The organism is Micromonospora sp. NPDC049044, from assembly GCF_040649215.1.
Classification (GTDB): domain Bacteria; phylum Actinomycetota; class Actinomycetes; order Mycobacteriales; family Micromonosporaceae; genus Micromonospora.
Window position 1 is genome coordinate 300,544 of the sequence record NZ_JBEZFA010000001.1, and the last position, 21,904, is coordinate 322,447.

Here is a 21,904-nt window from a genome sequence, read left to right on the forward strand (position 1 = left end):
GTGCGGAGTGACCCTGCCCTGCCGCGATGCTATATCGAATCAATTCGATTTGCGTGTCCAGTCGCCGATCGTGTCGACGCGTCGGCCGTCGATCGTGATGTCGACGCGATCGCCGCAGGGTGGCGATGCGGGGTCTCAGCGAATTCCGAGAGCCGACTCCAGGGCGGTGGCCTGCACGATCGGCGCGACCCGGTGGACGACGACGTCGTAGGCGCCCAGCGACGTCGGCGGGGAGTCCGGGCCGAATCCATTGACGTTCTCCGTCGACCCGGTCGACCGAACAGCCACTGAGGCCAGCAGAGTGCAAGCACAAACATCAGACGTGTCGACTGCGGTCCGGGCCATGGGCCGCAGGGTCCCGGGCCGGGAGTCCCGGGCTCGGGAGTCCATCGGCCGTGCCGGCGTCGGTCACCGCGGACCTACGTTCGAAAGGACGGAACGGCGGAGGGCGGAAGCATGATCGGGACCTTGGTTGAGAACGGTCTCAAGGCGTTGGCCAGCTACGACTCCTACGGCCAGGAACAGATCGACGAGATCGTGAAGAAGGCGTCGGTGGCCGCGCTCAGCCGGCACGCCGAACTCGCCATGCTGGCGGTCGAGGAGACCGGCCGCGGCGTGTTCGAGGACAAGGCGGTGAAGAACATCTTCGCCTGCGAGCACGTCACCAACCACATGGCCGACATCCGTACGGTCGGGGTGATCGCCCAGGACGACATCACCGGGATCACCCAGATCGCCGAGCCGGTCGGGGTGGTGGCCGCGGTGACGCCGGTGACCAACCCGACCTCGACCACCATCTTCAAGGCGCTGCTGGCCCTCAAGACCCGCAACCCGGTGATCTTCGCCTTCCACCCGTCGGCGCAACGCTGCAGCGCGGAAGCGGCCCGGACGGTCCGCGACGCCGCCGTCGCCGCCGGCGCCCCGGAACACTGCGTCCAGTGGATCGAGGAACCGTCGGTGGCCGCGACGAACGAACTGATGCAGCATCCCGGTGTCTCGGTGGTCCTGGCGACCGGCGGCAACGCGATGGTCCGCGCCGCCTACTCCACCGGCAAACCCGCGCTCGGCGTCGGCGCCGGAAACGTCCCCGCCTACCTCGAGGCTTCGGCCGACGTGGCCCGCGCGGTCAACGACGTGGTGCTGTCCAAGTCGTTCGACAACGGCATGATCTGCGCCTCCGAGCAGGCAGTCATCATCGACGACGCGATCCGGCCGGCCGCTGTCGCCGAGTTCCGGCGACTGCACGCCCACGTCGCGACGCCGGAGGAGAAGGCGCTGCTGGAGAAACTGCTCTTCGGCTCCGGGAAGCTCAACCCCGACGTGGTCGGGCAGCCGGCGACCTGGATCGCCGAACACGCCGGTTTTCCGGTAGCCCCGGACACGTCGATCATCCTGGCCCCGGTGGACCGGGTCGGCCCGGCCGAACCGCTGACCGGGGAGAAGCTCTGCCCGGTGCTCGCCCTGCTGCCCGCCACCGGTCCCGACCAGGCGTTCGGGTACGCCGAGCAGATGGTCGAGTTCGACGGTCTGGGCCACAGCGCCGTCATCCACACGCGGGACGCCGGTCTGGCCGAGGCGTACGGCCGCCGCGTCAAGGCCGTCCGGATCATCTGGAACGCACCGGCCTCGCAGGGCGGCATCGGCGACATGTACAACGCCTTCCTGCCGTCGCTGACGCTGGGCTGTGGCAGCTATGGCCACAACTCGGTGTCGCACAACGTGACCGCGGTCGACCTCATCAACATCAAGCGGGTCGCCCGGCGGACGAACAATCTGCAGTGGTTCAAGGTTCCCCCGAAGATCTACTTCGAGCCGAACGCGATCCGCTACCTCGCCGACATGCCCGACGTGCACCGGGTCACGGTGGTCACCGACCACACCATGACCAAGCTGGGGTACGTGGACCGTGTGCTGTCCGTGCTGCACCGCCGGCGTGAGCAGGTGGCTCTGCAGATCATCGACGACGTCGAACCGGAGCCCAGCGTACGCACCGTCGACCGGGGCGCCGAGGTCATGCGTTCGTTCCGCCCGGACACCATCATCGCGCTCGGCGGAGGTTCGGCGATGGACGCCGCCAAGGTCATGTGGCTGCGCTACGAGCACCCGGAGGTGGTCTTCGCCGATCTGCGGGAGAAGTTCTTCGACATCCGCAAACGCGCCTTCAAGTTCCCCACCCTCGGTGCCCTGGCCCAACTCGTGTGCATCCCGACCACCTCCGGCACCGGGGCCGAGGTCACCCCGTTCGCCGTCATCACCGATACCGCGTCCGGAAAGAAGTACCCGCTCGCCGACTACGCCCTCACGCCGAGCGTGGCGATCGTCGACCCGGTCCTGGCCGCCGACCTGCCGGCGGTGGTCACGGCGGACAGCGGCTTCGACGCGCTCACCCACGCGATCGAGTCGTACGTGTCCGTCTACGCCAGCGACTTCACCGACGGTCTGGCTCTGCACGCCATCCGGCTCATCTTCGGCAACCTCGCGCGGGCCGTACATCAGGGTGCCGCGGACCCGGTGGCCCGCGAGAAGATGCACAACGCCGGGACGATCGCCGGCATGGCGTTCGGCAGCGCCTTCCTCGGCATCGTGCACGCCATGTCGCACACCCTGGGGGCGACCTTCCACGTCGCACACGGGCGCACCAACGCGATCCTGCTCCCGCACGTGATCCGCTACAACGGCACCGTGCCGAGCAAGCTCACCGGCTGGCCGAAGTACGAGGCCTACCGGGCGCCGCAACGCTTCGCCGACATCGCCCGCACCCTCGGGCTGCCCGCGGCGACCGACGCCGAAGCGGTCGAAGCTCTGGCGACGGCGATCGAGCGCCTGCGCGACGAGGTCGGCATCGAACCGTCGTTCGCGGCCATCGGCGTGGACGAGCGGGCCTTCCTCGCGGCGCTGCCGCAGCAGGCACTGAACGCCTACGAGGACCAGTGCGCGCCGGCCAATCCCCGGATGCCGATGCTCGACGACATGCAGCAACTGATGCGCGCCGCGTACTTCGGACCGGCGACCGCCGGCTGACCCGGCCGGGAGGGCCACTTCGCTCAGGAAGGAGAAGGCCATGAAGGGAACAGTGCTCCACCGGTCGCTCACGTGGGGAGCCACCGCAGCCGAGGTGCGGGCCACGCTGCCCGGCGACGAGTTCCTCCCCGAGCCGGACATCGTCTCCACCCGGGCAGTCACCATCGACGCGCCACCCGAGGCGGTCTGGCCCTGGCTCGTGCAGATGGGCAGCGGTCGCGGTGGCGCCTACACCTACGACTGGATCGAGAACCTGTTCGGGCTCGACATGCACAGCGCCGACGAGATTCTCCCGCAGTTCCAGCACCTCGCCGGCGGCGACGAACTACCGCTCGGCAGGAACGGGCCGGCCATGCGGGTCGAGGTCCTCGACCCGGAGCGGACGCTGGTGTTCCGGTCCGTCGACGGCACCTGGGTGTGGGGTTTCCACCTGCGGCCAGACGGGGCGGGCACCCGGCTGATCAGCCGTAACCGGATCGCCCTGGCGCTCCGCGCGGGGCCAGGTCGGACCGCGTACCGCCTGGTGATGGAACCGGGCAGTCTGATCATGGAGCGTCGGATGCTGTTGGGTGTCAAGCAGCGCGCGGAAGGCGCGTCATGAACGTGCTCGCCCGGTGCGTGGCGGCGGCAACGCTCGCGCCTTCGCTGCACAACAGCCAGCCCTGGCGCTTCCGGGTCACCGGCCGGGACGTGCGGGTGTACGCGGACCGCAGCCGCCAACTCGACGCACTGGACGCGTCCGGGCGCGAACTCCTGATCAGTGTCGGTGCGGCCCTGTTCACCCTGCGGCTGGCTCTGCGGGCGCAGGGATGGCGGACGACGTACGTCGTCTTCCCGGAACCGGACTCGCCCGACCTGGTGGCCCGGGTGCTGCTCGACCGTGAGGAACCGCCGCCGGAAACCGTGACGACGCTGGCCGAAGCGATCGCACGGCGGCACACCAACCGCTGGCCGTTCGCGGACTCGGTGGTGTCCGCCGACGCGATCGAGGAGCTGAGACTGGCCGCCGCGGACCAGGGCGCGGCACTCACGATCGCCGGCCCGGTCACCCGCGGCGCAATCCTCGGGCTCGGGCAACAGGCCGAGCGCCAGCAGCGCGAGAGGGGCCGCTACCGGGCCGAGCTGAGCCGTTGGACGAGGCCCACGCCGGGCCGCCACGATGGCGTCCCACCGGCCGCCATCGGGCCGTGGGACGCCCTCGAACGGATGCCGATCCGGGACTTCGGCCTCGTCCACCCGCAACCCTGGCGGACGAATGAGCTCTTCGAGGCGCACCCGACAATCGCCGTGCTCGCGACGCTCGGTGACGACCCGGATGACTGGGTCCGCGCTGGCCAGGCGTTGCAGCACGTCCTGCTGGTGGCCACCCGGCTGCGGTTGGCCACCACACCCATCAGCCAACCGGTCGAGGTTCCGGCAATCCGCGAACTGCTCACCGACACCGCCGCCGGCCGTTGGGCACAGATGATCATCCGGATCGGATACGGACCGCAGGCCGCTGTCACACCACGCCGCCCACTGTCCGAGGTCCTGAAGGAGGGCCAGCAATGATCAACCCACGATCCTGGCGGACCCGGATGTACCGGGACGGTCGGCCCGGCCGCCTGGCCCGGGTGCTCAACCGGATCGCCGCGGCCCTGCACAGCAGCGGATTCCTGGCCCCGTCGGCCTGGGTGACTCTGGAGGTGGTGGGCCGCAGGAGCGGACGGACGGTGGCCCTCCCGTTGGTGCTGGCCACTCATGACGGGCGGCGCTACCTGGTCTCGATGCTCGGACGCCGAGCCAACTGGGTGGCCAATGTCCGGGCCGCCGACGGTGCGGCCACCCTGCGGCACGGCCGGCGGGAGGCGGTCCGGCTGGTCGAGGTCGACGTGGCGGAACGTGCGCCCATCCTGCGCGGATATCTCGCCAAGGCACCGGGTGCCCGGGCGCACTTCCCGATCGATCGGCATTCCTCACTCGATCAGTTCGCGGCGATAGCGCCGCAGTACCCGGTATTCCTGATCACACCGGCAGCGCCCTGAGGTCCCGGCTCCGCGGGTCGAAGGTCCTCCGGCTTGCGGCTTGCGGCCCCGGGTGGCCGACCTCGGCTGCACCTAACGTGGGTCCTGACAACGACGAGATCTGTGAAAGGACAATCGTGACCGCGGTCGTATCCGAACTCCGTACGCTCGCCGAGCTCGACGACACCGAACTCGCTCGTCTGGACGCGTGGTGGCGGGCGAACAACTACCTGACCATCGGACAGATCTATCTGCAGGGCAACCCGCTGCTGCGCGAACCCCTGTCGGCTGAGCACATCAAGCCGCGCCTGCTCGGTCACTGGGGCACCAGCCCGGGCCTGTCGCTGATCTACGCGCACGTCTCCCGGTTGATCCGGCACACCGGTCAGCAGGCGATCTACCTGGCCGGTCCGGGTCACGGCGGTCCGGCGCTGGTGGCCGCCGGCTACCTGGAAGGCACCTACAGCGAGGTCTACCCGGACGTCAGCCAGGACGAGGCCGGGATGCTACGGCTGTTCCGGCAGTTCTCCAGCCCGGGCGGTATCCCGTCGCACGTGTCGGTGACCACCCCCGGCTCCATCCACGAGGGCGGCGAGCTGGGCTACGTCCTGGTCCACGCGTTCGGCGCGGTCATGGACAACCCGGACCTTCTGGCCATCGCGGTCGTCGGCGACGGTGAGGCCGAGACCGGGCCCCTCGAGGGCTCCTGGAAGGGCGTGTCCTTCCTCAACCCCGAACGCGACGGCGCGGTCCTGCCGATCCTGCACCTCAACGACGCGAAGATCTCCGGTCCCACCGTGCTGGGGCGCAAGGACCCCGAGGAGGTACGCGCCCTGCTGCGCGGCCACGGTTACGACGTCATCGAGGTCGAGGGCTCCGACCTGCCCGGCATGCACCACCGCTTCGCCGCCGCCCTCGCCACCGCCTGGACGAGGATCCGCGACATCCAGACCGCCGCCCGTGAAGGCTCCTGGGACGGCGCCCGCCCGACCTGGCCGCTGATCGTCCTGCGCTCGCCGAAGGGCTGGACCGGGCCGGACTCCGTCGACGGGATCACCGTCACCGGCACGTGGCGGTCCCACCAGGTGCCGCTGTCCGGCGTCAAGGACAACCCGGAACATCTCGCGCTGCTCGAGCGCTGGCTCAAGTCGTACCGTCCGGAAGAGCTGTTCGATTCCGCCGGCGCGCCCGTGGCGGCCGTGCGGGACCAGGCTCCTGACGGCGACCTGCGGATGAGTGCCAGCCCGCACGCCAACGGCGGGGTGCTGACCCGGGATCTGGACCTGCCGGACTTCCGGGCCTACGCGATCGACGTGCCCCGGCCCGCGCAGCAGCGGGCCGAGTCGACGCGCAAGCTGGGCGAGATGATGCGCGACATCTACACCCGCAACGCCGACCGGTTCCGGTTGTTCTGCCCGGACGAGACCAACAGCAACCGGCTCGGCGGCGTCTTCGAGGTCTCCGACCGCGCCTTCATGGAGCGGGTGACGCCGGACGACGTCGCGATCAGCCGCGACGGCCGGGTCATGGAGGTGCTCAGCGAGCACAACTGCCACGGTTGGCTGGAGGGTTACAACCTGACCGGCCGGCACGGCATGTTCGCCACCTACGAGGCGTTCGCCATGGTCAGCGCCTCGCAGACAGTGCAGCACGGCAAGTGGTTGCAGGAGGCCAAGAACCTGCCGTGGCGCGAGAAGGTGCCCAGCCTCAACGTGCTGCTCACCTCGACGGCGTGGCGCAACGACCACAACGGCTTCTCCCACCAGGGGCCGGGCCTGATCCAGGTGGTGCTCACCCAGCGCGGCGACGTCGCCCGGGTCTACCTGCCGCCGGACGCCAACACTCTGCTGTCCGTGGCCGACCACTGCTTCCGGTCGCGGTCGTACATCAACCTGATCGTGATCGACAAGCAGCCGCAGCTGCAGTACCTCTCCATGGACGAGGCGATCGAGCACTGCGCCCGCGGCGCGGGCGTCTGGGACTGGGCCGGCACCGACGACGGCACCAGCGACCCCGACATCGTCCTCGCCTGCGCCGGCGACGTGGTCACCATGGAGACGGTCGCGGCGGCGCAGATCCTGCGCGACCGGCTGCCCGGCCTCAAGGTCCGCGTGGTCAACGTGGTCGACCTGATGGCCCTGGTTCGGCCCAAGGACCACCCGCACGGCATGAGCGAGACCCTGTTCACCGAGCTGTTCACCGACGACGTCGACGTGGTGTTCTCCTTCCACGGCTACCCCGGCGCGATCCACCAGCTCGTCCACGGCCGCCCGGACGCCGACCGGTTCCGCGTCCGCGGCTTCATCGAGCAGGGCACGACCACCACCCCGTTCGACATGACAGTGCGCAACAAGGCATCGCGGTACCACCTCGTGATGGACGCCATCAACAACGCCAAGCGCCTCCCGCGCGGCGCCGCGGACCTCAAGGCGTGGTGCCAGAGCCAGCTCGACCGCCACGAGACGTACGTGGTGGAACACCTGGAGGACATGCCCGAGGTCCGCGACTGGGCCCTCGGCGACTGGGCCGCCCGCGGCTGAGATCGACGGCCCTGATGGGCACACCCGCACCTGGAGGTCCCGGACGGTCCCGACCCGTCCGGGACCTCCGGCCCTTAACCGCTGGTTGTCACTCGGCGAGGCTGGGAGGAGATTAAGGAGGGGCCATGGCCACCACATCCCACGAAGCCTGGCGCGGGTTCCGCGGCACCGGCTGGCGCGAGACGATCGACGTCGGCGGGTTCGTCCACGACAACATCGAGCCGTACACCGGCGGGTCGGAGTTCCTGACCGGGCCGACGCCCCGTACCGAGCGGATCTGGCGGCAGCTGCGGCACATGTTCGTCGAGGAGAGTCGTCGCGGGGTCTACGACGTGGACAACCACACCCCGTCCACGATCACCTCACACGAGCCCGGCTACCTCGACCAGGGTCACGAGCTCATCGTGGGTCTGCAGACCAGCGCCCCGCTGCGCCGCGCGATCATGCCGAACGGCGGGCTGCGGATGGTGGAGGCCGGTCTCCAGGCGTACGGCTTCACCCTCGACCCGACCGTGCACACGATCTTCAGCCGGTACCGCAAGACACACAACGACGGTGTCTTCGACGCCTACCCGGCCGACGTGAAGGCCGCCCGCCGCTCACACATCATCACCGGGCTGCCGGACGCGTACGGCCGTGGTCGGATCATCGGCGACTACCGGCGCGTCGCGCTGTACGGGGTCGACCGGCTGATCGCCGAGCGCCGGGCCGTCAAGGCGTCGCTCGACGCCCAACTGTCGTCGGAGGACGTGATCCGCGACCGTGAGGAACTTGCCGAGCAGATCCGGGCACTGGGCGAGCTACGAGTCATGGCCAGCCGGTACGGCTGCGACATCTCCGGTCCGGCGAGCACCGGCCGCGAGGCGATCCAGTGGCTGTACTTCGCCTACCTGGCGGCCACCAAGGAGCAGAACGGCGCGGCCATGTCGCTGGGCCGGACCGCCACCTTCGTCGACGTCTACCTGCAACGCGACATCGCCGAGGGCCGGCTCACCGAGCGGGACGCGCAGGAACTCGTCGACGACTTCGTCATCAAGCTGCGGATCATCCGGTTCCTGCGCACACCGGAGTACGACCAGTTGTTCTCCGGCGACCCGACCTGGGTCACCGAGGCGCTCGGGGGGATCGGCTGCGACGGCCGCCCGCTTGTCACCCGCACGAGCTTCCGCTACCTGCAGACCCTCTACAACCTGGGTCCGGCGCCGGAGCCGAACCTGACAGTGCTGTGGTCGCCGGCGCTGCCCGAGGGGTTCAAGCGGTTCTGCGCCCAGGTCTCGATCGACACGAGCGCCATCCAGTACGAGAACGACGACCTGATCCGGCCCGCGTACAGCGACGACACCGCCATCGCCTGCTGCGTGTCGGCGATGCGGGTGGGCAAGGACATGCAGTTCTTCGGCGCCCGCGCCAACCTCGCCAAGGCCCTGTTGTACGCGATCAACGGCGGCCGCGACGAGATGACCGGCGAGCAGATCTTCGTCGCCGAACCGATCGCCGACGACGTGCTCGACTACGACACGGTCATGACCGCGTACGACCAGACGCTCGACTGGCTGGCCGAGACGTACGTCGAAGCGCTCAACGTCATCCACTACATGCACGACAAGTACGCCTACGAGCGCATCGAGATGGCCCTGCACGACTACCCCGTGCACCGATTCCTCGCCACCGGCGTCGCCGGCCTGTCGGTCGCCGTGGACAGTCTGAGCGCCATCAAGCACGCGCACGTCAAGGTACTGCGCGACGAGAACGGCCTGGCCGTCGACTACACCGTGGACGGCGACTTCCCGGCCTTCGGCAACAACGACGACCGCGCCGACGCGATCGCCGTCGACCTGGTCGAACGATTCATGGCCAAGATCCGGCGGCAGCCCACCTACCGGGGCGCCGAGCCTTCGCTCTCGGTGCTCACCATCACGTCGAACGTGGTCTACGGCAAACACACCGGCAACACGCCGGACGGGCGGCGCGCGGGTGAGCCGTTCGCGCCGGGCGCGAACCCGATGAACGGCCGCGACACGCACGGCATGGTCGCCGCCGCGCTGTCGGTCGCCAAGCTGCCGTACCGCAGCGCACGCGACGGGATCTCGCTGACGATCACCGTCACCCCGGACGGCCTCGGCCACGCCCGCGACGAACGGATCACCAACCTCGCCGGAGTGCTCGACGGCTACACCGACAGCGGCGGCTTCCACATGAACGTCAACGTGCTGAACAGGGCGACTCTCGAGGACGCCATGGCCCACCCGGAGAACTACCCGCAGCTGACCGTCCGGGTCTCCGGGTACGCGGTGAACTTCGTCAAACTCACCGCCGAGCAGCAGCGCGACGTCATCTCCCGAACCTTTCACGGATCGCTGTGATGACAGACGTCGGCACGGCGCCGGTGACCGGCTCGCTCCACTCCTTCGACATCTCCATCGGAGTGGACGGGCCGGGCACCCGGTTCGTCGCGTTCCTGGCCGGCTGCCCGCTGCGCTGCCTCTACTGCCACAGCCCCGACACCCAGTACCGCCGTTACGGCCGGCCCACCTCCGTCGACGACCTCGTCACCGAGATCCGCCGCTACGAACGCTTCCTGAAGGTCGCGCACGGCGGCGTCACAGTCAGCGGCGGCGAGCCGCTGCAACAGCCCGCCTTCACCCGGGAGGTGCTGCGCCGCTGCAAGGAGATGGGGCTGCACACCGCCCTGGACACCAGCGGCCTGCTCGGCGACCGCGCCGACGACACGCTGCTCGACGCCACCGACCTGGTACTTCTCGACATCAAGTCCGGCGACCCGGCCACGTACCGGGCCGTCACCCGCACCGGGCGGCTGACGCCGACAGTGCGGTTCGCGCACCGCCTGGCCGACCGTGGCACGCCGATCTGGGTCCGTTTCGTCCTCGTACCCGGCCTCACCGACGATCCGGGCAACGTCGACGCCGTCGCGTCCATCGCGGCCGACCTGCCCACCGTCGAACGCGTCGAGGTGCTGCCCTTTCACCGGCTCGGCGCGCAGAAGTACGCCGCCCTCGGCCTGCCGTTCCCGCTGGCGGACACGACGCCGCCGGATGAGGCGCTGCTGCGTCGGGTCCGTGACCAGTTCGAGGCGCACGGGCTGACGGTGTACTGACCGCCCACCGCCTCGGGCGACTCGGACGGAAGGCTCGGGCGAGCGTGGGGCGGGCCACTCAGTCGGACGGGCGCGGCAACTAGCGACCCCGGTCCCGGCCGAGGAAACATGACAGCAGTTGCCGGAACTCGTCCGGGTGCTCGATCGCCGGCACGTGCCCGCATCGACCGAACACGTGCAGCCGGACGTCGGCCAGGTGGTCGAGCAGGGGCAGGGCTGCCGTCTCGAGCGGAGTGACGCGGTCCTCGGCGCCGTGCACGAGCAGCACGGGCGCGCGGATCGCGGCCAACGTCTGCGTCGAGAGGGTGAGGTCGTCCACCCATCGTGCCCTGGGTGGCGGGAACAACGACGCGAACGCCTCCGCCCCCGCACGCATCGCGGCGGCCCGGGCCTCGACTGCCGCATCGGTGACGAGCGCCTGGTCGAGCACGAGGCGACTCAGCATGTCCCGTGCCCCGAGCGGGCCGGCGGGGGCGGCCCACAACGCGTCGAGGTCGGCGGAGAGCGGCGCCCCGGGCGCGCCCATCGTCGAGACCGCCACGACCTGGGTGACCTGCTCGGGGCGCGCGGCCGCCAACGCCAGCGCCACGGCACCGCCCATGGAGTGACCCAGCACTGCGTAGCGCCCGATACCGAGCGCATCCATCAGGCCCGCGGCCTGCTCCGTCCACAGTCGAAGCCCACCCCTGGCACCCGGCGGGACCGGTGTGCGGCCGAACCCGGCCTGGTCCGGAGCCACCAGGTGCCAGGACGCGCCAAGCGCCTGCGCCGTCGGTGCCCAGGCGCCGGACCCGGTGGTGCCGGGTCCGGAGCCGTGCAGCATCAGCACCGCTGGCCCGGTGCCGCTCGCCAGGACGTGAACGGGTGAGCCGTCGACAGTGACGGTCCGAAGTGGGGTCACCGGGGCAGCTCGGTAGTGCTCATGCCGAGGCGGAGTCGACGGACTTCGAGAAGAGCTCCATCATCGCCCTGCCGAACTGCGGCATGTCGGGCCACCCCCGGCAGGAGACGAGGTTGCCGTCGACCACGTCGGGGGCGTCGATGACCGTCGCGCCCGCGTTCTCCATGTCACCGGTGATGGGCGGGAAGCACGCCGTCTTTCGACCCTTCAGCAACCCGTACACCGCCGGTACCTGGGCGCCGTGGCAGACAAGCGCGATGGGGAGGTTACGCGCGAAGAAGTGCTCGGTGATGCGCCGGACGTCGGCGTCGACCCGGATCCACTCGGGGGCGCGTCCACCGGGGATGATGAGGGCGTCGTAGCGCTCGACGTCGACCTCGGCCCAGGGCACGTCGACCGGCAACTTCCGGCCGTTCTTCTCCACGTAGGCGTCGGAGTTGGGGTCGAACTCGTGGATGACCAGTTGCACGTCACGCGTCGTCCGTGACGAGACGTCGACGTCCCAGCCGCCCTCCTGCACGCGGTAGTAGGGATACATGGTGTCGAGTTCCTCGGCGGCGTCGCCGGTCAGGAGCAGCGCTCTAGGCACCTGCTTCTCCTCGCATCTGGTGGCGGGTGAGGTGGATCCAATCGGATCCGATCCGGTCGAGTTAGCATTCCTCGGCCCAACCCGCCCGTCAAGCCTCTACCGCCACCGCGTCCGCGCTCTCGAACTCGTCGAACAACCGGCGAAAACGCTCGCCGGACCGCAGGATGTGCCGACGCATCGCGTAGGCGGCGGCGTCGGGGTCACGCGCGGCGATCGCCGCCACCACCTCCTCGTGTTCGGCCATCGCCAGGTGGGTGACCTGGGTGTCGTGGTGCAGCCGGAAGAGGTGTACGTGGCTGTGCAGGCGAGCGAGCGCCTCACGGATGACCTGGTTCTCCGCGCTCAGGGCGACGAGATCGTGGAACGCGGCGTCGCGGAGCCCGAAGGCGCCGTACGCCGTCAGCCCGTCGCCCCCCTGCAACTCCGCCATCTCCTCAAGCATTCGGCGCAGCCCGGCCACCTGCTCGACGGACGCGCGTTCGGCGGACCTGCGCGCCGCCGCCGGCTCCAGGAGCAGGCGGACCTCGAGCATGTCCTCGAAGCGGTGCCTGGTGATCTGGGGCGGAATGCGGTAGCCGGCATGGGGCACCCGCACGACCAGCCCCTCGGCCTCCATCCGGTTCAGAGCGTCTCGGATCGGCGTCTGGGAGACCCCCAGCTCTCGCGCCAGGACGTCGATCGTGACGCGGGAGCCAGGCTCGATCCGCAGCGACATCAGCTGTCCGAGCAGCGTGTCGTACACCTCGTCGGCGAGCCGGCCGCGAGATCTCCCCGGCGCCAATCCGCCAGTCATGGCCCTACGGCCCCGCACGATCATCGCTTCGTCGTCCATTGTGACCTGAGGTCCTCTCTTGCGCCTTCGCGAACCTGTTGACATCAGTCACAACGCTGCGGCATGCTGACGCCCCAACTCGATCGTATAGGAAAAGTGGCGGATGATCTTCATCCGCCACCGCCGCGGAGCCGCCCACCAACTCCGCGTCGATCACCTGGAGGGCGTCTCGACGGCACGGCGACCCGGTACGTCGCGGCGCACTCCGGACGCCGGTCCACGGGTCGGCCCCCCGGCGACGGTCCGGCAACACGCCTGGACAACCCAGCAACTGCTCGGCGAAGCACATAGCGAGGCTCTAGAAGTCCCCATCCAGAAAGCAGGCAGGAATATGCGGTATCCGAAGCGAATAGGACGAACGTCCACTCCCGGGCGGAAGGTGCGGCTGGCGACGGCGGCCATGCTGCTGGTGGCCACGACCGTGACGGCCTGCGGCGACGGCAAGGACGACGCGAAGACGAGCGCCCCGAAGGCACCGGCGACCATCCCGGAGCTCACCACGGACCCGCTGACCCTCAGCTTCATCTGGTTCGACTGGCCCCCCGCGAAGGCACTTGAGGACTTCGCGAACACCGAGTACAAGAAGGTACGGCCGAACGCGACCATCAAGGTCAACACCGTACCGAACGCGAACTGGCACGACGCGATGTTCACCCAGTTCGCCGCGCACAAGACCGACTTCGACATCGCGATCCTGGACTCGCAACACATCGGCGAGGCGGTGACGAACGGCAACATCCTCGACCTCACCGACTACGTCAAGGCGAACATCGACGTCACGGCCTACGACCCGTACCTCCTGGCGGCCTACGGTCAGTTCCCCCAGGCGGAGACCGGCAAGCGCGACGAGAACGCCAGCCTGTACGGCCTGCCGCTGCTCGGCGACACCTGGACGATGATCTACCGCAAGGACCTGATCGGCGACAAGCCACCGCAGACCTGGGACCAGATGATCGCAGCCGCCGAGAAGTGCCAGGCGGACAACCCAGGCGTCAGCGGGCTGGCTTTCCACCAGGCCAACGGCTCGGACGCCGCGGCCGTCACGTACAACACGGTGAACGGCGTCTACGGCGGCAACCTCTGGGACGCGAAGGCGCGCAAGATCGACGGTGTCCTCAACGACGCCGCCGGCCAGGAGGCGATGGACGTCCTGGTCAACAAGATGAAGCCACTGACCGCCAAGGGCTCCGGCAACTGGTTCATCGACGAGGTGAACGCCGCCGTCGCCCAGGGCAAGGCCTGCATCGCGTTCAACTGGATCGCCGCGAGCGGCGGCCTGCTCGACCCGAAGCAGTCGACGCTCGGCACCAGTCGGGAGCAGATTCTCGACAAGCTGGGCTTCGCCACCCTGCCGACCCAGAAGACGAACCTGGTCCCGCTCGGCGGCATGGGGATGCACGTGTCGGCCTACTCCGCCAAGGCGAACCAGGCCGAGGCCCTGAACTTCATGAAGTGGTTCGAGCAGGCTGACGTCCAGAAGAAGTGGGCCGCGGCCGGTGGCGTGCCATCGCGTACGGACGCCATCCAGTCACCCGAGTTCCTCAACGCCGGGCCGTTCAACAAGGTGTACGCCGACTCGGTGCCGCGGATGCGGGACATGTGGAACGTGCCCGAGTACGCGCGTCTCGTCGACATCGAGAACACGAACGTCAACGCGGCCCTCAACGGCGCGAAGAAGCCGAAGGACGCGCTCGACGACATCGCCAAGGAGCAGCAGAGCGTGCTCGACTCCAGCAACCGCAAGGGCGGCGGCGGACTGTGAGTGGCCCCACCCCTGTGAAAACCGACAACCCCGGGCAGGTGGCGTCCGCGACGCCACCTGCACCGGGGCGGTCCCGGCGGCTGAGCGACCGCTGGCTCGCCGTCACGTTCATCTCCCCCGCGATGCTGCTGTTGCTCGCCATGTCGGTGTTCCCGTTGCTGTGGTCGTTGTACCTGTCCTTCACCGACTACTCGGCCACCCGCGGCGGCCCGGCCAATTTCATCGGGTTCGGCAACTACACGGCCATCCTGACCTCGGCGCAGGTCCACACCAGGGCGCTGACGACGTTGATCTACGTGGTCGGCGCGGTCGGCCTGCAGACAGTGCTCGGCTTCGGCATCGCCTACCTGATCTCCCGGCGCACGCACGGGCGAGGAGTGCTGACCACGCTGTTCCTGGTGCCGATGATGCTGTCGCCGGTCGTGGTCGGGCTGTTCTGGCGGTTCATGCTCGACGCGCAGTTCGGCGTGGTCAACAGCATGCTCGGCTCGGTCGGCCTGGGGCAGGTGGAATGGCTCACCCGGCAGCGGACGGCACTGATCTCCCTGATCGTTGTCGACACCTGGCAGTGGACGCCGTTCATCATGCTCATCGCGCTCGCGGGCCTCAGCGCGGTGCCCAAGTACCTGTACGAGGCCGCCTCGATCGACCGGGCGTCCGAGTGGTTCCGGTTCCGCACCATCACTCTTCCGCTTGTGTGGCCACTCCTTCTCATCGCCGTGATGTTCCGGGCCATCGAGGCCTTCCGGCTGTTCGACCTCGTCTACATCCTCACCAACGGAGGCCCCGGCGTCTCCACCGAGACGTTGTCGTTCCACATCTACAAGGTCGCGTTCCTGGGCTTCAACACGGGGACCGCCTCGGCGTACGGGATCCTCATGGTCCTCGTCGTCATCGTCCTCACGCAGCTCTACCTGCGCTACCTGAACAAGCTCAAGGAGGACTGATGGCCGTCTCCGTCGACGAGGCCGTCTCCACAGGTCCGGGCCGGGATCACACTCCCCCCGCGCGCCGCCTTGGCGGCCGGGGCCGCTCCCTGCTGGAGGTCGTGCTGCTGACCGTGCTGGCCGTGGTGATGCTCTTTCCCGTGCTGTGGATGCTCGAGACGTCGATCAAGGAGAACCGGGACGTCTACGCCATCCCGGCGAAGTTCTTCACCTTCGACGTCACCATGGATCACTTCAAGGACGTGTTCGTCGCCCCCGACGGCGGGCGCACCGCCCTGTCCGTCTCGTTCTTCAACTCGGTGGTGGTCGCCGGAGTCTCCACGCTGCTGGCCACCGTGCTGGGGGTCCCGGCGGCCTGGGCCTACTCACGCTTCGCGGTGAGAGCCAAGAAGGACCAGCTGTTCTTCATCCTGTCCACCCGCTTCATGCCGCCCGTGGTGGTCGTGATCCCGATCTTCCTCATGTACCGCGAGTTCGGACTCATCGACAACAAGCTCGGCCTGATCTTCATCTACGCCGCCTTCAACGTCCCGTTCACGATCTGGATGATGAAGGGATTCGTCGACGAGGTGCCCGCGGAGTACGAGGATGCCGCCATGCTCGACGGCTACACCCGTCTGCAGGCGTTCCGGAAGTACACCCTTCCCCTGCTCCTGCCCGGCATCGCCGCGACGGCGGTCTTCGCCCTCATCTTCTCCTGGAACGAGTTCGTGTTCGCCACCTTCCTCACCTCCAGCGACAGCGTGCGCACGGCCCCACCGGCCATCGCCGGCCTGATCGGCGGCACCACCACGGACTGGGGTCTGGTTGCCGCCTCCTCTGTGGTATTCGCCCTACCGGTGCTCGTCTTCGCGTACCTGGTGCGCAAGCACCTCATCGCCGGTGTGACGCTCGGGGCGGTGCGACGCTGATGGCGGGCATCGAGGTGACGGCGCTACACAAGCGCTACCCGGACGGGACGGTAGCGGTCGAGCACGTCGACCTGTCCATCGGCGACGGTGAACTGTTCGTGATGCTCGGTCCCTCGGGCTGCGGCAAGACGACCACACTGCGCGCCATCGCCGGCCTGGAGAGGCAGACGACCGGCGACATCCGCATCGGCGACACGCTCGTCAACGACCTGCCGCCCGCCGAGCGCGACATCGCCATGGTGTTCCAGTTCTACGCCCTCTACCCGCATCTGAGAATCCGCGACAACCTGGCGTTTCCACTGCGCGCCGAGGGGCTGCCCAAACCTGAGGTGCACGCGCGGGTCGACGAGGCCGCCCGGCTGATGCGGCTCGGTCCGCTCCTGGACCGGCGACCGCGCCAACTGTCCGGCGGGGAGCAGCAGCGTGTCGCGCTCGCTCGCGCCCTGGTGCGCCGACCGCGCGCCTTCCTCATGGACGAACCGCTCACCAACCTGGACGCGGAGCTGCGGGCGGACATGCGCACGGAGATCAAGCACCTGCAGGGGGAACTGGGCGCGACGATGGTCTACGTCACCCACGACCAGGTCGAGGCGATGTCGCTCGGTCATCGGATCGCCATCCTCAACAAGGGCCGGGTGGAGCAGATCGGCACACCGCTGGAGGTCTACGACCGCCCGGCGAGCCTCTTCTGCGCCGCGTTCATCGGCTCTCCACCGATGAACCTGATCGAGGTGGAGGTGGCCGACGGGGAGCTGCGCGGCCAGGGCGGACTGGTTCTTCCGCCGCCGTCCGGCCTGCCACGCGACAGCGCCCTGGTCGCCGGCGTCCGGCCGGAGGCGCTGGAAGTCACAGCACCCGAGGCGGACGGCTCCATCCCGGCCCGGGTGGTCTCGGTGGAGTGGTTGGGCGACGAGATCATCTACGTGGTCGACCACGGCGGCCAACGTGACGTCCGGGTCCGGATGCCACCGACTGTCCGTTTCGCCGCTGAAGCAAAGGTCGGCCTGCGGCACACCGGCGGAACCCCGGCGGTCTACGACGTGCGCACGGAAGAACTGGTGGCCTGATGGGAACCGTTGCAGCAGACGGGCTACGCAAATCCTTCGGCAAGGTCCAGGCGCTGGACGGGGTGACGCTCGACGTGCCGGACGGCTCGTTCTTCGTCGTGCTCGGGCCCTCCGGGGCAGGCAAGACGACGACCCTGCGAGCAATCGCCGGCCTGGACAAGCTCGACGCCGGGTCGGTGCACCTGGACGGCCGGGACGCGACCCGCGACGCCCCGGCCGATCGCGACCTGGCCATGGTCTTCCAGAGCTACGCCCTCTACCCGCGGCACACGGTGTACGAGAACATCGCCTCGCCGCTGCGGGCCCGCCGTCGTTCCTCGAGCGAGATCGCCACTGCCATCGAGCAGATGTCGAGCCTGCTGCACATCGAACGGCTGCTGCAGCGTCGTCCCGCGCAGTTGTCGGGCGGTGAGATGCAGCGGGTCGCCCTGGCCCGGGCGCTGGTCCGTCGTCCGCGCGCGTTTCTCATGGACGAGCCGCTCACCAACCTCGACCTCAAGCTCCGCGTCGAGATGCGCACCGAGCTCACCCGCATCCACCGCAGCCTCGGAGCGACATTCATCTACGTGACGAACGACCAGGTCGAGGCCCTGTCCATGGCCGACCAGGTCGCGGTCCTCAAGGAGGGGAAGGTGCAACAGGTCGGCACGCCGACCGAGGTGTACGAGCGTCCCGCCAACCAGTGGGTCGCCGGATTCGTCGGGAGCCCACCGATCAGTCTGCTCGCCTGCCGTGCCGAGGGAGATCGTCTGGTCGGTGCGGCAGGCTGGACGCTGCCCCGGCCGCACTGGACCACGGCTGAGGACGGTCGTGCGCTGCTGCTGGGTCTGCGCTCGGAGGACCTGTCGGTCGAGCAACGTGGGGACGCGTCGTTGTCGGGCGAGCTCTACGGGCTCGAGCCCCTCGGTGACCGGACGGTGGTCGACGTCCGCGTGGGGACCGAGATGCTCAAGGTCAAGGCACGACCCACTGTCACCGGTACGCCGGGCGAGCAGCTGCACGTCACTGTCGACCTGGACCGTGCGCACCTGTTCGATGCGAGCACCGGGCTGTCGCTGTCCGAGGCGGGCCGGTAACCGAGCCGGGCGGCGACGACACCATGCGCCGGCGGGTGGCAACCGAGCCTCGGCGGACCGTCACCGGTCAGCACGGCCTGCCGAGGGCCGTGGCCCGCGAGGGTGACCGGTGGCGGCGCCGCCCCGCGGATCGGGCCGGAGCCACCTTCGACCCGCTCGGCAACCTCGACCCGAAGAGGGCGGGTGACCCGTCCGGCTACGCCCACCGCGCGATCGCCGCGGCACGCCGGACAGCACCAACAAGATCACAGGAGGTGACGCTATGAGTGACCCGACGGACGTCCTGGCCCCCGAGCACCGGCGGCTCCGGATCGGCGACGCCTGGCGCGACGCCGCGAGCGGAGCCACCTTTGCCGTCGAGGACCCGGCCACCGGCAAGACCATCGCCGAGGTGGCGGACGCCGACGTCGTCGACGGGCTCGCCGCTCTGGACGCGGCGAGCAAGGCGATGGCGGGGTGGGCGGCGACCCCGCCGCGGAAGCGGTCGGAGTTGTTGACCGCGACGTACCGGGCACTGACCGAGCGATCCGAGGAGGTCGCCCGGCTGATAACGCTCGAGATGGGCAAGCCGCTCGCCGAGGCTCGGGCCGAGGTGGCCTACGGCGCCGAGTTCTTCCGCTGGTTCGCCGAGGAGGCGGTGCGCGTCGAGGGCCGCTACAGCACCGCTCCGCTAGGTGGCTATCGCATCCTCACCGTGCCGAAGCCGGTCGGACCATGCGTCTTCGTGACGCCCTGGAACTTCCCGTTGGCCATGGGGGCCCGCAAGATAGCTCCCGCGCTGGCTGCGGGCTGCACAACGATCACCAAGCCGGCCGGTCAGACGCCACTCACCATGCTGTTCCTGGCCCGCATCATGGAGCAGGTCGGCGTTCCGCCGGGCGTCGTCAACGTGGTGACCACCAAGCGTTCCGGCGACGTGGTCTCCGCGCTGCTGGCCGACGGTCGGACCCGCAAGCTCTCGTTCACCGGCTCGACCGAGGTCGGGCGCGTGCTGCTCCGGCAGGCTGCGGACAACGTGCTGCGCACCTCCATGGAGCTGGGTGGCAACGCCGCCTTGATCGTGTGTGCCGACGCTGACCTGGACGTCGCGATCGACGGTGCCATGGTGGCCAAGATGCGCAACATCGGGGAATCCTGCATCGCGGCCAACCGGATCTACGTCGAGGAGTCGGTGCGCGAGGAGTTCACCGCCCGCTTCGCCGAACGGATGGGCGCGCTGTCGGTGGGCCATGGTCTCGACGACGGGGTGGACGTCGGGGCGTTGATCGACGAGCCCTCGGTCACCAAGATCGACGAGCTCGTCGCCGACGCGGTCGAACGCGGCGCCCGGGTCCTGGTGGGCGGTGAACGTCCGGATGGGCCCGGCCACTTCTACCCGCCCACGGTCCTCGTCGACGTGCCCGACGATGCGCGGATGCTGGCGACGGAGATCTTCGGCCCGGTGGCGCCGATCATCTCGTTCACCTCCGACGACGAGGTGCTGACGAAGGCGAACGACACCGAGTACGGCCTGGTCGCATACGTCTTCACCAGTGACCTCCAGCGGGCGCTGCGGTTCGCCGAAGGGTTGGACACGGGAATGCTCGGCATCAACCGTGGCCTGATATCGGACCCGTCAGCGCCGTTCGGTGGCGTGAAGCAGTCCGGGATCGGCAAGGAGGGGTCGCACGAGGGCATCCTCGAGTACCTCGACCTCACCTACGCGGCGATCGACCTGCCGTGACCGACCGGCTGCGCCGGGCGCCGGCGCAGCCCGCCCGCGCCACCCGGGCGGCCAACCCTGCCGACGGCGCCCCGGTCGCGCAGGTGACCTGGACGCCCGCCCAGCACATCGCCGCCGACCTTCCGGAGAGGCACTGACATGCTTGAGACCGTCCGTGGACCACGCCAGCTGATAGTGGGTGAAGGGGTCGCGCAGAACATCCCACGAGTGGTGGCCGAAAGTGGCTCGCGAGTGCTCATCGTGACCGACCGGGTGCTTCTGGGGCAGCCGGGCGTGGCCGAGATCGTGGCCGCCGTGCGGGAGAAGGTCGCGGCCGTCGAGGTGTTCGCCGACGCGACTCCCGACGTGCCACTGACCGATGTCGCCCTGGCCGTCGCGGTCGCCGCCAAGGTGGACGCCGACGTGATCCTCGCCATCGGCGGTGGCACGGTGATCGACCTCGCCAAAATCGTCGGCGTCATCCGGCGCCACGGTGGGACGCCGCACGACTTCTACGGCGAGTCGAAGGTGCCGGGGCCGACGATTCCGCTCGTCGCGGTCCCGACGACGTCAGGCACCGGCTCCGAACTGACCCCCGTCTCGGTGTTGACCGACCCGGACCGGGCACTGAAGGTGGGGGTCTCCAGCGTCCACATCGTGCCCGACTTCGCCATCGTCGACCCCGAACTCACCTACACCTGCCCGGCGACAGTCACCGCCCACTCCGGCATCGACGCGTTCTGCCACGCGGTGGAGAGCTACACCGCACGACCCCGGGCCCACGGACCGCGCGACCCGGTGGAGCAGGTCTTCCTCGGCCGCAACCCGGTCACCGACCACTACGCGCTGCTGGCCGCGGAGCGGATCGCCCGCAGCCTGCGTCGTGCGGTCCGGGACGGCGGCGACACGGAAGCGCGCGCGGACATGTCCTACGGGTCCATGCTTGCCGGGCTCGCGTTCTCCCACGCGGGCAACGCCGCCCCGCACGCTCTCCAGTACCCCATCGGCGCGGCCACGCACACGCCGCACGGCCTGGGCGTCGGGCTGCTCCTGCCCTACGCGCTGGACGCGGCAAGGGATGCCATCGGTGACCGGTTGGCCATCCTCGCCGGGGTGTGCGGGCTCGACGTGACAGACGCCTCGGAGACCGAGGCCGCTGATACGTTCCTCAGCTGGCTCGACGAACTCCTTGCCGACATCGGCATCCCTTCCACCCTGGCGGACATCGGCGTGGCACGCGCCGACCTCCCGCGCTTCGCGGAGATGGCAAGTGGCGTCACCCGCTTGATCCAGAACCATCCAGGGCCGACCGACACCGCGAGCCTGACCGCGATCCTCGAAGCGGCCTGGACCGGGGACCGGGCCCGACACGTCCTGACACCGAGCAGAGATGGTGACCGGCCCACCGGCTGACGACGAGACACCCGGGGCCATCGCA

General features: G+C 69.3%; 19 protein-coding genes. 15 read left to right on the forward strand and 4 right to left on the reverse strand.

Annotated features, from left to right (window positions below; translation table 11 throughout):
- Nucleotides 1–135 precede the first annotated feature (135 nt).
- Nucleotides 136–288: a hypothetical protein gene (locus AB0B85_RS01315; RefSeq protein WP_357402252.1), complete on the reverse strand. Its 153-nt coding sequence runs from the start codon at nt 286–288 to the stop codon at nt 136–138.
- 168 nt (nt 289–456) lie between these two features.
- Between AB0B85_RS01315 and adhE the strand changes: the two genes are divergently transcribed.
- From adhE to pflA, 7 genes are all read left to right on the forward strand, one after another.
- Nucleotides 457–3,021, forward strand: coding sequence for a bifunctional acetaldehyde-CoA/alcohol dehydrogenase (gene adhE / locus AB0B85_RS01320; protein WP_357402254.1), 2,565 nt, complete (start codon nt 457–459; stop codon nt 3,019–3,021).
- Nucleotides 3,022–3,061: 40 nt separating this feature from the next.
- A complete protein-coding gene (locus tag AB0B85_RS01325; protein ID WP_357402256.1) occupies nt 3,062–3,622 on the forward strand; it encodes an SRPBCC family protein in 561 nt (186 codons plus the stop codon).
- Nucleotides 3,619–4,572, forward strand: coding sequence for a nitroreductase family protein (locus AB0B85_RS01330; RefSeq protein ID WP_357402258.1), 954 nt, complete (start codon nt 3,619–3,621; stop codon nt 4,570–4,572). Before AB0B85_RS01325 ends, AB0B85_RS01330 begins: the two co-directional genes overlap by 4 nt.
- Nucleotides 4,569–5,045, forward strand: coding sequence for a nitroreductase/quinone reductase family protein (locus tag AB0B85_RS01335; RefSeq protein ID WP_357402260.1), 477 nt, complete (start codon nt 4,569–4,571; stop codon nt 5,043–5,045). The genes AB0B85_RS01330 and AB0B85_RS01335 overlap by 4 nt, the downstream gene beginning before the upstream one ends.
- A gap of 116 nt (nt 5,046–5,161) precedes the next feature.
- The gene (locus AB0B85_RS01340) at nt 5,162–7,564 is read left to right on the forward strand and encodes a phosphoketolase family protein (protein WP_357402262.1); all 2,403 of its coding nucleotides are present in this window, start codon (nt 5,162–5,164) and stop codon (nt 7,562–7,564) included.
- A 125-nt stretch (nt 7,565–7,689) separates the two neighbouring features.
- Nucleotides 7,690–9,927, forward strand: a complete 2,238-nt coding sequence (gene pflB / locus AB0B85_RS01345; RefSeq protein WP_357402264.1) for a formate C-acetyltransferase — start codon at nt 7,690–7,692, stop codon at nt 9,925–9,927.
- On the forward strand, nt 9,927–10,679 hold the full coding sequence (pflA, locus tag AB0B85_RS01350) for a pyruvate formate-lyase-activating protein (RefSeq protein ID WP_357402266.1): 753 nt from the start codon (nt 9,927–9,929) through the stop codon (nt 10,677–10,679). The genes pflB and pflA overlap by 1 nt, the downstream gene beginning before the upstream one ends.
- Before the next feature lie 79 nt (nt 10,680–10,758).
- On the opposite strand, the gene AB0B85_RS01355 is transcribed toward pflA, so the two are convergent.
- The 3 genes from AB0B85_RS01355 to AB0B85_RS01365 form a co-directional block, all read right to left on the reverse strand.
- Entirely contained in the window at nt 10,759–11,580 is an 822-nt protein-coding gene (locus tag AB0B85_RS01355) for an alpha/beta hydrolase (protein ID WP_357402268.1), read from the reverse strand.
- A 19-nt stretch (nt 11,581–11,599) separates the two neighbouring features.
- Nucleotides 11,600–12,169 (reverse strand): DJ-1/PfpI family protein, encoded by a 570-nt coding sequence (locus AB0B85_RS01360; RefSeq protein WP_357402270.1) that lies wholly within the window; start codon nt 12,167–12,169, stop codon nt 11,600–11,602.
- Between the two features lie 88 nt (nt 12,170–12,257).
- Nucleotides 12,258–12,962 (reverse strand): GntR family transcriptional regulator, encoded by a 705-nt coding sequence (locus AB0B85_RS01365; protein WP_357402273.1) that lies wholly within the window; start codon nt 12,960–12,962, stop codon nt 12,258–12,260.
- Nucleotides 12,963–13,380: 418 nt separating this feature from the next.
- Between AB0B85_RS01365 and AB0B85_RS01370 the strand changes: the two genes are divergently transcribed.
- From AB0B85_RS01370 to AB0B85_RS01405, 8 genes are all read left to right on the forward strand, one after another.
- On the forward strand, nt 13,381–14,763 hold the full coding sequence (locus AB0B85_RS01370) for an extracellular solute-binding protein (RefSeq protein WP_357402275.1): 1,383 nt from the start codon (nt 13,381–13,383) through the stop codon (nt 14,761–14,763).
- 14 nt (nt 14,764–14,777) lie between these two features.
- Entirely contained in the window at nt 14,778–15,710 is a 933-nt protein-coding gene (locus tag AB0B85_RS01375; protein WP_357402277.1) for a sugar ABC transporter permease, read from the forward strand.
- Nucleotides 15,710–16,621, forward strand: coding sequence for a carbohydrate ABC transporter permease (locus AB0B85_RS01380; protein ID WP_357402279.1), 912 nt, complete (start codon nt 15,710–15,712; stop codon nt 16,619–16,621). The genes AB0B85_RS01375 and AB0B85_RS01380 overlap by 1 nt, the downstream gene beginning before the upstream one ends.
- A complete protein-coding gene (locus AB0B85_RS01385) occupies nt 16,621–17,688 on the forward strand; it encodes an ATP-binding cassette domain-containing protein (RefSeq protein WP_357402281.1) in 1,068 nt (355 codons plus the stop codon). Before AB0B85_RS01380 ends, AB0B85_RS01385 begins: the two co-directional genes overlap by 1 nt.
- On the forward strand, nt 17,688–18,764 hold the full coding sequence (locus tag AB0B85_RS01390; RefSeq protein WP_357402283.1) for an ABC transporter ATP-binding protein: 1,077 nt from the start codon (nt 17,688–17,690) through the stop codon (nt 18,762–18,764). Before AB0B85_RS01385 ends, AB0B85_RS01390 begins: the two co-directional genes overlap by 1 nt.
- Nucleotides 18,765–19,026: 262 nt before the next feature.
- Complete coding sequence (locus AB0B85_RS01395; protein WP_357402285.1) at nt 19,027–20,487, forward strand: NAD-dependent succinate-semialdehyde dehydrogenase; 1,461 nt, start codon at nt 19,027–19,029, stop codon at nt 20,485–20,487.
- The gene (locus tag AB0B85_RS01400; protein ID WP_357402287.1) at nt 20,484–20,624 is read left to right on the forward strand and encodes a hypothetical protein; all 141 of its coding nucleotides are present in this window, start codon (nt 20,484–20,486) and stop codon (nt 20,622–20,624) included. Before AB0B85_RS01395 ends, AB0B85_RS01400 begins: the two co-directional genes overlap by 4 nt.
- A 1-nt stretch (nt 20,625) precedes the next feature.
- Entirely contained in the window at nt 20,626–21,879 is a 1,254-nt protein-coding gene (locus AB0B85_RS01405; protein WP_357402289.1) for an iron-containing alcohol dehydrogenase, read from the forward strand.
- Nucleotides 21,880–21,904 lie beyond the last annotated feature (25 nt).